The organism is Methylobacterium sp. E-046 (assembly GCF_022829625.1).
Lineage (GTDB): Bacteria > Pseudomonadota > Alphaproteobacteria > Rhizobiales > Beijerinckiaceae > Methylobacterium > Methylobacterium longum.
Map to the genome: position 1 here is coordinate 1 of NZ_JAKSYP010000268.1, position 12,322 is coordinate 12,322.

The 12,322-nt window shown below is 67.7% G+C and carries 14 protein-coding genes; 10 read left to right on the plus strand and 4 right to left on the minus strand.

Annotated elements, in window-relative coordinates:
• The 6 genes from MKK82_RS28885 to MKK82_RS28905 all read left to right on the plus strand — a co-directional run.
• On the plus strand, positions 1–160 hold a 160-nt coding region (locus MKK82_RS28885), incomplete at its 5' end, for a DMT family transporter (protein WP_243987078.1).
• Positions 161–339: 179 nt separating this feature from the next.
• Complete coding sequence (locus tag MKK82_RS28890) at positions 340–714, plus strand: DUF4440 domain-containing protein (RefSeq protein WP_238291170.1); 375 nt, start codon at positions 340–342, stop codon at positions 712–714.
• A 110-nt stretch (positions 715–824) separates the two neighbouring features.
• A complete protein-coding gene (locus MKK82_RS28895) occupies positions 825–1,013 on the plus strand; it encodes a hypothetical protein (RefSeq protein WP_238291169.1) in 189 nt (62 codons plus the stop codon).
• A gap of 624 nt (positions 1,014–1,637) precedes the next feature.
• Positions 1,638–1,772 (plus strand): hypothetical protein, encoded by a 135-nt coding sequence (locus tag MKK82_RS34085; RefSeq protein WP_279603335.1) that lies wholly within the window; start codon positions 1,638–1,640, stop codon positions 1,770–1,772.
• 363 nt (positions 1,773–2,135) lie between these two features.
• Positions 2,136–2,300 (plus strand): Flp family type IVb pilin, encoded by a 165-nt coding sequence (locus MKK82_RS28900; RefSeq protein ID WP_238291168.1) that lies wholly within the window; start codon positions 2,136–2,138, stop codon positions 2,298–2,300.
• A 395-nt stretch (positions 2,301–2,695) separates the two neighbouring features.
• Complete coding sequence (locus MKK82_RS28905) at positions 2,696–2,890, plus strand: hypothetical protein (RefSeq protein ID WP_243987637.1); 195 nt, start codon at positions 2,696–2,698, stop codon at positions 2,888–2,890.
• A gap of 776 nt (positions 2,891–3,666) precedes the next feature.
• Here MKK82_RS28905 and MKK82_RS28910 read toward each other — a convergent pair.
• Both MKK82_RS28910 and MKK82_RS28915 read right to left on the minus strand, forming a co-directional pair.
• A complete protein-coding gene (locus tag MKK82_RS28910) occupies positions 3,667–4,761 on the minus strand; it encodes an NAD(P)/FAD-dependent oxidoreductase (protein WP_238291167.1) in 1,095 nt (364 codons plus the stop codon).
• Positions 4,762–5,088: 327 nt separating this feature from the next.
• A complete protein-coding gene (locus MKK82_RS28915; RefSeq protein ID WP_238291166.1) occupies positions 5,089–5,340 on the minus strand; it encodes a hypothetical protein in 252 nt (83 codons plus the stop codon).
• A 170-nt stretch (positions 5,341–5,510) separates the two neighbouring features.
• Between MKK82_RS28915 and MKK82_RS28920 the strand changes: the two genes are divergently transcribed.
• Positions 5,511–5,663, plus strand: coding sequence for a hypothetical protein (locus tag MKK82_RS28920; protein WP_238291165.1), 153 nt, complete (start codon positions 5,511–5,513; stop codon positions 5,661–5,663).
• A gap of 4 nt (positions 5,664–5,667) precedes the next feature.
• Positions 5,668–5,874, plus strand: coding sequence for a hypothetical protein (locus MKK82_RS28925; RefSeq protein WP_238291164.1), 207 nt, complete (start codon positions 5,668–5,670; stop codon positions 5,872–5,874).
• Positions 5,875–6,072: 198 nt separating this feature from the next.
• On the opposite strand, the gene MKK82_RS28930 is transcribed toward MKK82_RS28925, so the two are convergent.
• Positions 6,073–6,276, minus strand: a complete 204-nt coding sequence (locus MKK82_RS28930; protein WP_238291163.1) for a hypothetical protein — start codon at positions 6,274–6,276, stop codon at positions 6,073–6,075.
• A gap of 1,151 nt (positions 6,277–7,427) precedes the next feature.
• Complete coding sequence (locus tag MKK82_RS28935) at positions 7,428–10,577, minus strand: efflux RND transporter permease subunit (RefSeq protein ID WP_238291162.1); 3,150 nt, start codon at positions 10,575–10,577, stop codon at positions 7,428–7,430.
• A 135-nt stretch (positions 10,578–10,712) separates the two neighbouring features.
• Here MKK82_RS28935 and MKK82_RS28940 point away from each other — a divergent pair, with 135 nt between their 5' ends.
• The gene (locus MKK82_RS28940) at positions 10,713–11,924 is read left to right on the plus strand and encodes an efflux RND transporter periplasmic adaptor subunit (protein ID WP_238291161.1); all 1,212 of its coding nucleotides are present in this window, start codon (positions 10,713–10,715) and stop codon (positions 11,922–11,924) included.
• A 64-nt stretch (positions 11,925–11,988) separates the two neighbouring features.
• Positions 11,989–12,291, plus strand: a complete 303-nt coding sequence (locus MKK82_RS28945; protein WP_238291160.1) for a DUF3862 domain-containing protein — start codon at positions 11,989–11,991, stop codon at positions 12,289–12,291.
• Positions 12,292–12,322: the final 31 nt, after the last annotated feature.

Sequence of the window (12,322 nt, forward strand, 5' to 3'; positions counted from 1 at the left end):
CGCCCCATTCCTCGGCCTCCTCGTCACGGCCGGCGTGGTGACCTCGATCGTGCTGGACAACTTTGGCTGGGTTGGCTTCGAACGACATCCTGCCAGCGTCTGGCGGATCCTGGGTGGCTTACTCATGGTGGCCGGGGTGGCCCTCGTCGCGCTGTTCTGATCGCTGTCGCCCTCGAAGCCGCGGGCGTGATCGTCGTCACGGAAAACAGCGAGCGGCCGCGCGTGCAGCTGCGCGAGGCGTAGGGCAACGGACCCACCCCGTCGTCGCCGGATCGAAAGCGGAACGAACGTGCCGGCCGTCCGCTTTCCTCGACGATTCGAAGAACCAGGGAGAGCGCCGTGGACGATGATCGGGTGTGGTCGTTCGAGAAGAGCCTGTGGACCTGCGACGCTGATCACTATCGCGAGCTGGTCGACGACGAATGCCTGATGGTGCTGCCGCAGCCGCCGTTCGTCCTGAGCGGGACCCAGGCGATCGAGGCGGTCGCCTCCACGCCGCGGTGGTCCCAGATCGAGATCTCCGACGAGCGGATCAGCCGTCCTCAGGAAGGCCTCATCGTGATTGCCTATCATGCGAAGGCGAGCCGCGAGGGCGAGGCATACGAGGCACGCTGCACCTCGACTTACCGACGGCTGGAGCATGAGGTCTGGCGCGTCGTGCAGCACCAGCAGACGCCTCCGCTCGTGACACCGGCCGCGGAAGTCAGCGGCTGATCGGCGGGGTACGGCGCGGCCCGTTCGGGTCGCCCTCGAGGTCGCCCGCATCGGCTTCAACCCTTGGAACGGCGAAGAGCTGGGGCGGCGCGCCCTGATAGGAGCAATCCATGCTGAGCCCGGTCGAGGCCTTGCGGAAGCTACGCGAGGAGATGGTGATGGAACGCCGCAAGCTGGTGGATCAGCAGGAGAGTATCCAGAACGTACAGGCCGAGATTGAGGCGATTGATAAAGCTATCGCAGACGAAGAAGCCATGAAGAGCGGTGTCGACTCAAAATCCGGTCGCGTCTCAGTCTGAACTGTGAGCCCTGTTTGGGCCCTCTCGCAGTCTCGTCCCGCACCCTCGCGCGTCCCTCGCGCCGGCTCCTGCCCGGCGTCAGGCAGCACGCTTCCGTCGCCGATCAAGATCGTGTTCTCATCGACACGCACGGCGGACAAGACAGCGCCGCCCCGACCCCAGCAGGGGCGGCCATGATCCTGGCGTAGCCCTCATCGGCGCCCGACAGGCGACGCGACGTGATCGCGACAGCCGCCGCCATCGAAGCTGTCACGAGACACCCCAGCTTTGAAGAGGTGCTAACCCGGCTTGTTCAGATCAACACTCAGGATGGCGGCGGAGCGCCTCGACCCGACGGGGACAGCGCCCCCCCATGGGCCATGCCATTCGAGCGGCGCGGAGACCGTTCCATCGAAGTCCGCACCTTCGGCGAGGACGACCAGCCGATGGCGGATCGCCTCCGTCGCCGCGACCGCTCCCGGAATGTCGTCGGCTGAGCGTTCTGCGGCGCCGGTTCGTTCCCTCGACATCGCCTCCCGCGCGGCTATCCTGCGGGGATGCGCGATGGCCTACGTCCCTGGACGGCGCGCTGTCGGTCGCCCGGCCCGGGCGGCCTAGGTCAGTGATCTTCACCGGGAGAGACCCATGGCTTCGGAAAACAAGCGCGGCAACCGCGAGGCAAAGAAGCCCAAAGCACCGAAGGTGAAGACGAACGCCTCGGCGCCGTCGACCAAGGGGACTATGGTGACTGCCAAGCCCGCCTCAGCTTCGAAGAAGTAGCCGCAGCAGATCTATCGGCCGGATGACGCATCTCGTCTTCCGGCCCTTCGCTTGTTCTCCGCCATTCACGATTGCGTCGACACAACACCTCACCCCGCCTTCGCCATCTGCCGCCCAGGGTTCTGCACGACATCGCGGAAGCGGTTGCTCGGAGGTGGGCCGAACCTGCCCACAGCTCGCGGCCTTCGGCGGCTGCGATCAGCACATATGTTTGGGCGCAGATGCTCAAATCAATTGCGAACAATTTTCTCGACAAGCGCCCTTTATAACTCTATTTACATATCGCAATAGTCGGACTGAAAAGTAATCGGCCATTAAGACGGACGGCCGCATGCATCCTTGTGGCAAACACTGGGATGGAAGATGCGTCAGCTTGTTCAAAGATTCATGGCCGAGAATGACGGCGCGACGGCGATTGAGTACGGCATGATCGCCGCACTGATCGCGGTTGCCATCATCGGCACGCTTCAAGTTGTCGGAACGTCGTTGAGCACCAAGTTCACCGCCATCGCCGGAAACTTGAACTGAGTACGTCCGTCCTGAATCTGATGCTCTCTCACGCGCATGAGATTGCAGGGAGAGGCGCAGCCGCGACCGTACCGGTGCATGACGGACAGGGAAGCCCACGTCGATGACAGGTCGGGCGGCCTGACCGCTGCGCCGCTCTCGACACCTGCCGCAAGCGGCTCTGCACGCTCAGCCCCGCCCCGGTCTACGCACGGGGCGGCGGAGCAGCGGTAGGACGTCGGTCTGACAGGCGGGTCGCGATGGCCAGGGCCGATGGTCACGCGGGTTGCCGCCGCTCACAACCACGTGGCCGAGGCCGAGTGGAACCATCGTTGTCACGGGAGCATTCAAAGCAGCCAAGTATCAGCCTGCATGCCGGTACTGGCCTTTGTTAATACAGCGATTGAAATTAACTTATGCTAGGCAGCGCTGAAAATGAGGGCGGTCGAACTCAGCTCCCGCCCCCCGAGCAGAAGCGCAGCCTCCGTCTTAGATGGCTGAACCAATCCCTGCTCACGTCGCTGGTGTTGATCGCCCTCCTCGTCACCATCGCGTTCTGGTGCTGGGCCGTTTGGTGGGGCGCATCGAAGCTGATCGGCCTGATGATTTGACGGACCAGTCTTCGAGAACGATCGACCCCATAGATCCGATCTTGACGGCTGCTTACCCAGCGCCTCTCGGAAGCGCGGATCGGAGACCAACACCTCGCGCAGGGATCAGATCGAGCCGTTTCGCGCCGCGCTGTCGGCGCGTCTGCGACGTGCACGCGGATGATGCGGGCGCCCCACCGGCATCGGTCAGAGCCGCCACGCCGCAGTGGCGCCGGTCAGATCTGGAGCGCGGGGACCGCGTACGTAAGAGCCCGCCGCGACGGGGCCGGGCGGGCTTCTCTGAATCCAAGTGTCGAGGGGAATGAGCCTCGATCCAGATCGGACCGATAGCCGCTCCAGTCGAAGAACAGCCCACCGCGGCAAACTGCCAGGTGGGCTGAGTCGGGGTTGAGCTTGGAGCTCGCTCCATTGGTAGCAACGGCAGACGTCTCAGCACATCCCCCGTTCGGAGGAGGCCTGAAACGGAAAAGCCCCGCGCGGCGGCCGCCGGCGGAGCTCAGTTGTCCTCGTTCACGGGATGTAGAGGCTGTAAGGAGGCAGGTTGATCCGGCGCCCCCCGCCTCTCCTGAACGATCCCGGCGATGATGACGCCGATAAGTGCGCCGGCTCCAATCCACATCGGAGGCTCGCCGGCCTGTGTGCGGAGCATCAGGCGTCTTCGTCCGGCGCGGGCGGCATGCCGATCCCGCGCGCAGGCCGTGCCGCTCCAACTCCCAAGCGTAGGCCTTCCGTCGGCCCGCTCTCGCTCCGCGTCCCGCGTGCAGAGACCGGGTGTTTCAGGCCTCCAACCGGTCCGCTACGTCCTCGGCGATAGACAGGCTCGAGGTCAGTCCTGGGCTCTCGATGCCGAAGAGGTGAACCAGCCCGGATAATCCGTGCTCGGCCGGACCATCGATCCGGAAGTCGGCCGCGGGCTCGCCTGGTCCCGTGAGCTTCGGACGGATGCCGGCATAGTCGGGGAAGAGCGCGCCGTCAGGCACGCTGGGCCAGTAGCGTCGGATCGCCTGGCGGAAGGCCGCTTCGCGGGCGGGGTCGACCTCGTACATGTGGTCGTCCACCCACTCGACGTCGGGGCCGAACTTCATCCGCCCGGCCAGATCGAGCGTGAGGTGGATCCCAAGGCCACCCTCCACCGGGGCGGGATAGATCAGCCGCGTGAAGGCAGGACGGCCCATGCAGCCGAAGTAGCTCCCCTTGGCGAGAACGAGTTTAGGCACGCGTTCGGGCGGATAGCCGTCGGTCTCTCGCGCCAGTGCCTGAGCGCCGAAGCTCGACGTGTTCACGACCGCGTCGACCGGTATCTCGCCCGGATCCGGGCCGCCGAAGCGGGCGAGCCAGCCGCGGCCCTCCCGATCGAGGCGCAGGATCGGCGTGTGGAAGGCCATCGATCCGCCGGCGTCTTCGATCGCGCCCTGGAGCGCCAGCATCAGCGCGTGGCTGTCGACGATGCCAGTCGCGGGCGAGTGCAGGGCGGCGAAGCAGACGAGGTTCGGTTCGAGCGTCCTGGCGGCCGAACCGTCCAGCATCGCGAGATCCTCGACGCCGTTCGCGAGACCTTGACGGTGGATCGCCTCGATCTTCGGCACCTCGGCTTCGGCGGTCGCCACTATCAGCTTTCCGCACAGCCGATACGGCACACGATGGCTCTCGCAGAAGGCGACGAGCAGGCGCCGCCCCGCCACACAGTGCCGGGCCCGGAGCGAGCCCGAAGGATAGTACATCCCGCCGTGGATGACCTCGGAGTTGCGCGAGGAGACACCCGATCCGATGGCGCCGGTCTTCTCCGCGACGATGACGCTGTGACCGCGGCGCGCCAGTGCGCGCCCCACGGCGAGACCCACGATTCCAGCGCCGACGACGAGGACTTCCATAGCGCTGCGATAGCGGGGACGCGGTGCGTGCGGCAAGGGCCGAGCAGCGACGGACGCGAGGCGTCGGCCGATCCGTCAACTGGGCGAGCGTTCGGGGAGCGGGTCAGCGCGGAGGATGGCCGATGACCCGGAGCGCTCCACAGATTCGGCCCGGCGTCGAGCGTCCGCAGAGCGCGGACTGGGATTGCGGGTTCGGCCTGCGACCGGGCCTCGATCCGGTGCCTCGACGGCCCGGGTCCGAGACGCCTGGGTCCGAGACGCCTGGGTCCGAGACGCGGCCCAGTTCGGCTGCGGCATGCGGTGCCCCGCTTGCAGGGATACCGCGCCTCAGCTTCCTATGAAGAGGACGCCGAAACGGGCCCCTGTGCGCCTGACCACCCTGCAGCGCCGCGAGGTCTGGTCGATCGCGGTCAGGAGCGTGAAGGCCTCCGGAACGCCGTCTTCCTCGCCGGCCTCGAGCAGCGCGCCCGTATCGGACATATTCCACACCAAGCACCGCAGTCGCTTGCCGGTGTCCTCATCCACGATGTGGGCTGCGCTGAAGCAGTCCGTCCGCCCGGAGAACCGTTTCTCGTCCATCGCAAGCATCCCAGCCAGATCTACGATCACACTAATAGGACCGCTTATTGCCAAGGAATTGCGCACGGTTTTGGCAGTTCAAAGCCTTTCAATACATGCTTACTGCCGACTGAAAGACTGGGTTCGAATTGCTCGCGCCCCCGCCTCGCCCCCGCCGCCGGGCGACGAGGATGCGGGGCGACAAGCGCTCCTGCCCCGACGCCAATGCCCTGCGCCGCCTCGACCGGCTCTACGTCGGCAGCCTGATGGGCCTTGTCCAGGCTAGGATCACCGAGGCCGGGCACGCGGCGATCGACGCCGCTTGCAGCGCGTCCGGGGAGTAGCTCCATGGCCCGCCGCCTTACCAGCCTCGACCAGATCAGCCTCGACCTGATGGTTGCCGGAACCAGGGCGGCCGGCGTCCGCCGCACGAAGGCGAACGTGCAGGCCTGTGCCGAGCTGCAGATCGCCATCCGCGAGGCCCTGCGGGCCGTGCTGCCGCCGGACGATCCGCGACGCGACCCCGACTACCCGTTCGATCAGGCTGGTGCCTGAGCCATGGGCAGATCGCCGCCCCGTACCGCGACGGCACGCGCGGCATCGCGACCGGGGCGTCCCTGCGCGAAGCCGTGGGATACCCGCGGACCGGGCGCGATGAGCAGGCGGAGGCCTGGGCGACGCGCCCCCGCGAGCGCCGGGAGCGGTCGACGACTCGCGCCGCTCCCGCGACGGGAGGAGCCCGTGGCTGAGGGGCTACGTACCCTTCGGCCGATCGACGGGACCGGTCTCTTCGTCTTCGGACACGGTGCCGGTCGGACGATCCTTCCCCAAGGGTTCTCCGGCCGGGGGCGGCTGATGCGGGCCGCCGCCCTCGATAAGCTTCTTCCGGCTGGTCGCCTCGCCCTCGCCAACCTCTTTCCAGGACGGGGCCGCGCCGTCTTCCTCGTCGTCTGGCATCGCGCTGTCCCGGTCTTGCGTGGATGCGGCGGACGAGCAGGACCATTGTGTGCCCTGTCGCCCCTGGGCAGCAGAAACGCTGCCCGATTCGATCAGGTCTCTAGATGCTCATCGACAAGCATCTCCTCGAGCGCACGCCGCACCGCGCTGAAGCCAGCGGCGGCTGCGATCTCGCACGGTCGCAGCCTCGGAAGGCGCGGCTCCGGCTCGGCGCGAGGAAGCACAGCCGCCTCTTGGCCCGACCGCTTGACGCGCACGGCTACAGCGAAGGTGTGCTTTGGGACGCTGCCGCTCATCGCCGATTGCCCCCTAGACACGGCCTAAAGCCGGTTGGCACCCGCTTTTTTCAAGATGACTACTCGGATTGCAAGCGCAGCCGGCCTGCACAAACTACTGAATTCAGGCCATGCCAGCTTGTCAATAGTCTATTGGCCCGGGCAGGCGCGGACGAGATCGCGGGGGCTGCATGAGTGCGATCGCCGGCATCGGGCGGGCTTTCGCCGGCATCGGGCGGGCGATCGCCGCACGGGCACGTGCGGCCCGACAGGGTTGGTGCCGACATGACCGGCAGCCCGTTGGCGATCCCTTCGTACGGCCGGGGCGGAACTGGCGCACCGCCGAGCAACTCTACCGCTGCCGAAAATGCGGGGCACTGCACCAGGAAAGCATATTCTGATGCCCCGCCGCGGCTACGCCGAGGACACGTCGATCCCGATCGCGCAGAGCCGCCCGCAGAGCCACCCGCAGAATCCCGCCGGCGGCCAGCGAGCCGGCATGGGTCGACCCGGCGCTTGCCGCGGTTCTCCTCCACGACGGGGGAGAGTCCGGCGGCGGGGCGCTCCGACCCGGTGAGCGTCTGGTCCGTCCGCACCGACGGCCGCATGATCGCGCGCCCTCCATCCACCAACCCCACCGGGATCGCGGCGGACCACATCGGAGCGGCACGGACCGATCCGCCGGGATCGGCCGGCGGGTGTCGGTATGGCACGATGCCCAGCAGGTCGCTTGCTGTGGTGGCGACCGGGTTTATCGTCGCCAGCGCGGTGGCGGGCGCGCTGAACGGGCTTCCCGAGCGGGCCGGGGCGGTGTCGGCCCTGGTCGGCGCGATCCACCGCGGCAGCGGGATCTTGCGAGCCGTTCGAACCCGCGTGTCACTCGGCGGGCTGAGAGGCCGCGCTCTCGTACGCCCCTGAGGCGACGGGCTTGCCCAGGAGCCGCTCGAACGCGACGTAGAAGGTCGGCGTGACAAACAGGGTGATGAAGGTCGCCACCAGCAGGCCACCGATCACCACGGTGCCCATCGAGACCCGGGCATTGGCCCCGGCGCCGCTGGCGATGGCGAGCGGCACCGAGCCCATGATGAACGCGAACGAGGTCATCAGGATCGGGCGCATGCGCAGCCGCGCCGCGTCCTGGGCCGCCTTGAGGACGTCCTCGCCCTGTTTGCGCAGATCTTCGGCGAACGCGACGAGCAGGATCGAGTTCTTGGCTGCCAACCCGACCAGAAGCAGGAGACCGACCTGTCCGAAAATGTCGAGGGCGAGCCCCCGGATGGCCAGGAAGCCCACCGCGCCGAAGATCGCGATCGGCGTGCCGAGCAGGATCACGAAGGGCAGGCGCAGGGACTCGTACTGCCCGGCCAGCAGCAGGAAGATCATCAGCGTGCCGAGGCCGAAGATCAGCGGCGCGTAGCCGCCGGCAATCTTCTCCTGGTAGGCGACGTCGGTCCATTCCACCGCGTAGGCGGACGGCAGTTTGGCTTCGGCCAGGGACTCGATCGCCGCGATGGCGGTGCCCGAACTGGCATCGGCCGCCGTGTCCACCGCGATCTCGATGGTCGGGTAGGTGTTGTAGGACAGGACCGCGGTCGGGCCGGTGACGAAATGCGTCTGGATCAGCGAGCCGACCCGCACGGGCTCGCCGCGATTGTTGAGCACGGTGAGCGCCTCGACGTCCTCGATCGTCCGGCGGCCCGAGGCCTCGCTCTGCACGTAGACCTGGTAGACGTAGCCGAAGCGATTGAAGAGGTTGACGAAGCTCGAGCCCACATAGGTCCCGAGGGCGTCGAACAGGTTCTGGAGCGGCACGCCGAGCTGCTCGGCCTTGGCCCGGTCGATCTCGAGCCGCATTTGCGGGACGCCGTAGCTGGTCGTCGGGATGGCACGGCCGACCGAGGGCAGCTTCTCCATCTCGGCGATGAAGCGCTGGGCCGCCTCAGCGAGCCTGAGCCCGCCGGTACCACTCCGGTCCTGCAATTCCAGGGTGAGGCCGCTGCGTGAGCCGAGCCCGGGGAGCGGCGAGGGGTTCACCACCCGGATCTGGCCATCGGGATCGTGCTTGAAGCCCTTCTGCACCGTGGCGATGACGTCGGTCACGCTCGTGTCGCGCTCGCCCCAGGGCTTCAGCGTCGGGATCTGGAAGCCGTAGAACGGCGCGATCGCATCCGCGAGGATGCTGCGGCCGGTCACCCCGATCGTGTGCTCCACGCTCGGGATCTCCCGCAGGGCCTCGCCGACACGGTCGACCATCTTGTCGGTGCGCGCCACGGAGGCCCCCTTCGGCAGGACCACGTCGGCGAAGAAGTAGCCCTGATCCTCGTCCGGCACGAAGCCCGAGGGGCGCTGCATCGTCATCCACACGGTCAGGGCGGCGAAGAGCACGAAGACGATCGCGACCAGGGCGATGTGGCCCGTCAGCCAAGCGATCGCCGCAACGAGTCGGCGGCTCGCGCCCTCCAGCCCGGCGTTGAACCAGCGCAGGGGCGCGCGCCACCGGCTCTCGTCCTTGGCGCCCGGCGCCCGGTGCCTGAGGATCAGCCCGCACAAGGCCGGGGTCAGGGTGAGCGAGACCACGGCCGAGATCAGGACCGAGATCGCGATGGTCAGGGCGAACTGGTTGTAGAGCTTGCCGGTCAGGCCGGGGATGAAGGCCACGGGGACGAAGAGGGCGGCCAGGACGAGGGTGGTGGCGATGACGGGGCCCGCGACCTCGGTCACGGCCTCGCGCGACGCCTCGGGCGGCGCCATGCCGTCGTCCATCAGGCGCTCGGTGTTCTCGACCACGATGATCGCGTCGTCGACCACGAGGCCGACCGCCAGCACCATGCCGAGGAGGCTCAGGGTGTTGAAGGAGAAGCCGAGCAGGGCCATCGGCCCGAACGTGCCGACCAGGGCCACCGGCACCGCGATGGCGGGGATCAGGGTCGCCCGCCAGTTCTGGAGGAAGAGATAGGTGACGATCACGACCAGGACGAGCGCCTCGAACAAGGTCCGCACCACCTCGAAGATCGCCTCCTTGACGAATTCCGTGCGGTCGAGGGCGATCTTGTACTTCAGGCCCGGCGGGAAGCGCTTGGCGAGGTCCACCATCGTGGCGCGGGCGCCCTCCATCACCTGCACCGCGTTGGCATCGGGGTTCTGGTAGAGCCCGAGCGTGGCCGAGGGTGCCCCGTCGAAGCTCGAGCGGACGCCGTACTGCTCGGAGCCGAGCTCGACCCGGGCGACGTCGCGGATGCGGACCACGGAGCCGTCCGGATTCGCGCGCAGGAGGATGCTGCCGAACTCCTCAGGCTGGCGAAGACGCCCCTGGGTGACGAGCTGCAGCTCGAAGGCGGTCGCCTGATCGACCGGGGGCTTGCCGAGCGTGCCCGTCGTGATCTGGGCGTTCTGCTGGGTGATGGCGGTCGTGACCGCGCCCGGGCTGATGCCGAGCGCTTCCATCTTCAGCGGATCGAGCCAGATCCGCATCGCATACCGCTTGTTGGAAAAATTGACGATGCGGCCCATGCCCTGCACCCGGCGCAGGGGCTTGATCACCTGCGTCTCAGCCCAGTTGGCCAGGAACAGCTCGTCGTAGGGCGCTCCGTCTTCCGCGTAGAGGACGATGTTGCCGAGCCGCTGGCGCGAACTCTTCGTGATCTCCAGGCCCTGCGCGTTGACCGAGGGCGGAAGCTTGGCCTCGGCCCGGTTGGCACGCGTGAGAACCTCCGCCGCTGCGGCGTCGAGATCCGAGCCGACCTCGAAGGTGGCGTCCATGCTGACGCTGCCGTCGGTGTTGCTGGTGGAGTTGATGTAGAGCAGGTTCTGGGCGCCGTTGATCTCCTGCTCCAGCGGGATCGCGATCGCCTCGTAGGCCTGCTGCGCGCTGGCACCCGGATAGGTCGCCTGGATGTTGATGATCGGCGGGGCGATCTCGGGAAACTGCGCGATCGGCAAGGTCAGGCCGGCGACCGCGCCGATCAGCGTGATCAGTACGGAGATGACGCCGGCCAGCACCGGCCGATCGACGAAGCGGGCGAACATGCGGGGTCGTGACTTCCGGTCGTGCACCGCCGTCGTGGAGGCCGCGTTGCAACGTCTGGCCGGTAAGCGTGTTCCTCTGCCGCCGGACGCTCGCGATCGCGGAGGCCGGAGCCGTCGGTCTCGGGAGCGTCAACGGTGCGGACAGCAGTCAAGGTTGGTGTGGGAGCGGGGCTGATCGTCCTTGCGGGCGCGGGGGGCTGGTACGGGGCCGGACGTCCCTCGCCGGAGCGGATCGCCGCCGCGCTGCCTTTCCTCGGCAGGGAGACGCGCAAGGAGCCGGCCGAGCCGCCGCTGGAAGTCCGGGTCATCACCGTCCGCAAGGTGACGGTCCCGATCGCCGTCACGTATACCGGAACGATCATCGCCCAGCAGGATGCCACTCTGCAGGCGCGGGTCACCGGCAACGTGACGGAGCGCCCGTTCGAGCCGGGTGGCCACGTCAAGAAGGGTCAGGTGCTGTTCCGCATCGATCCCCGACCCTTCGACGTGGCGCTGCAGACGGCCAAATCCCAGCAGGCCCAGGCTCAGGCCCAACTCACGTTCGCCCAGGCGGAGGTGGACCGCACCGAGACGCTCGCCGACAAGGGCTACGCTACCGAGCAGCGGTTCCAGCAGCTCCAGGCGAACCGGACCTCGGCCGTCGCCCAGGTGCAGGGGGCGGAGGCCGCCATCGCGCGGCAGAACCTCAACCTGGACTACGCGGTCGTGAACGCCCCCTTCGACGGGCGTGCCAGCCTGTCGATCATCAACCCCGGCGATCTCGTCATCGAGAACCAGACGCAGTTGGTCTCCGTCGTCCAGCTCGATCCCATCGACATCCAGATGGCCCTGTCCTCCGAGGATTCAGAGGCGGTCCGGGCGGCGATGCGGGACGGGGGCGTCACCGTGTCGGTGCTCGGCGAGGACGGGAAGCCGGTGCGCGAGGCCAGGATCTACCAGCTCGACAACCGGTTCGATCCCCGGACGGCCCGCCGCTTGGTCCGGGCCCTGATGCCGAACCACGACGAGCGCTTCCTGCCGGGCCAGTTCGTCCGCGCCAGCATCCGGACGGGCACGAAGGAGAGGCTCCTGGTGCCGACCGCCGCCCTCGACTCGCAGCTCGCCCAACAGATCGTCTATGCGGTCGATGCCGGCGGCACGGTCCAGCAAAAGCCCGTGACAACGGGAGACACCTACGGCGAGAACACGGCGATCCTGGACGGGCTCGCGGATGGCGACCAAGTGGTCGTCGATCACCTCCAGGAGATGCGGCAGAACCTGAAGGTGGTTGCCCGGCCGGCGGGGGAGATCGCGCCGGACGAGAAGCTCGGCCCCGGGGACGCTCCCGCTACGGGCGAGCCCGGCTGAGCTCGACGCGCCCTGCGGTTCCGGGCGCGCCGCATCGGATTCCATCGTCACGGGACCGTTCCCAATGTCGAATCTTCGTCTTGCCCTCGCCGCACTTCTCCTCGGTGTCAGCGGCCTACCCGCCACCGCTCGCTCGGCCGATTGTCGCGTCACCCGGGACGCTTACGCTTCGCTGAAGCACGGAACCCGCTACAGCCGGGCGGTGAAGATCCTCGGCTGCCCGGGCCGACGGGTAACCCACATGGAGATCGGCACAGTTCAGCGGTCGACGTATTCCTGGCGGGGAACCGGCAGCACCGGGGCCAACCTGAATCTGTCCTTCCGCAACGGTCGGCTCACGAGCAAGTCGCAGCTCGGACTGCGCTGAGAGCGCCGGCACGATCCGAGTATCCAGCCCT

What these genes read in the sequence shown, in the direction of transcription:
- MKK82_RS28915 (WP_238291166.1), bottom strand. Translation starts at nt 5,340, where the DNA reads ATGGACGAGAAACGGTTCTCCGGGCGGACGGACTGCTTCAGCGCAGCC.
- MKK82_RS28925 (WP_238291164.1), top strand. Translation starts at nt 5,668, where the DNA reads ATGGCCCGCCGCCTTACCAGCCTCGACCAGATCAGCCTCGACCTGATG.
- MKK82_RS28905 (WP_243987637.1), top strand. Translation starts at nt 2,696, where the DNA reads ATGCTAGGCAGCGCTGAAAATGAGGGCGGTCGAACTCAGCTCCCGCCC.
- MKK82_RS28935 (WP_238291162.1), bottom strand. Translation starts at nt 10,577, where the DNA reads ATGTTCGCCCGCTTCGTCGATCGGCCGGTGCTGGCCGGCGTCATCTCC.
- MKK82_RS28945 (WP_238291160.1), top strand. Translation starts at nt 11,989, where the DNA reads ATGTCGAATCTTCGTCTTGCCCTCGCCGCACTTCTCCTCGGTGTCAGC.
- MKK82_RS28900 (WP_238291168.1), top strand. Translation starts at nt 2,136, where the DNA reads ATGCGTCAGCTTGTTCAAAGATTCATGGCCGAGAATGACGGCGCGACG.
- MKK82_RS28910 (WP_238291167.1), bottom strand. Translation starts at nt 4,761, where the DNA reads ATGGAAGTCCTCGTCGTCGGCGCTGGAATCGTGGGTCTCGCCGTGGGG.
- MKK82_RS28920 (WP_238291165.1), top strand. Translation starts at nt 5,511, where the DNA reads ATGCGGGGCGACAAGCGCTCCTGCCCCGACGCCAATGCCCTGCGCCGC.
- MKK82_RS28895 (WP_238291169.1), top strand. Translation starts at nt 825, where the DNA reads ATGCTGAGCCCGGTCGAGGCCTTGCGGAAGCTACGCGAGGAGATGGTG.
- MKK82_RS34085 (WP_279603335.1), top strand. Translation starts at nt 1,638, where the DNA reads ATGGCTTCGGAAAACAAGCGCGGCAACCGCGAGGCAAAGAAGCCCAAA.
- MKK82_RS28930 (WP_238291163.1), bottom strand. Translation starts at nt 6,276, where the DNA reads ATGCCAGACGACGAGGAAGACGGCGCGGCCCCGTCCTGGAAAGAGGTT.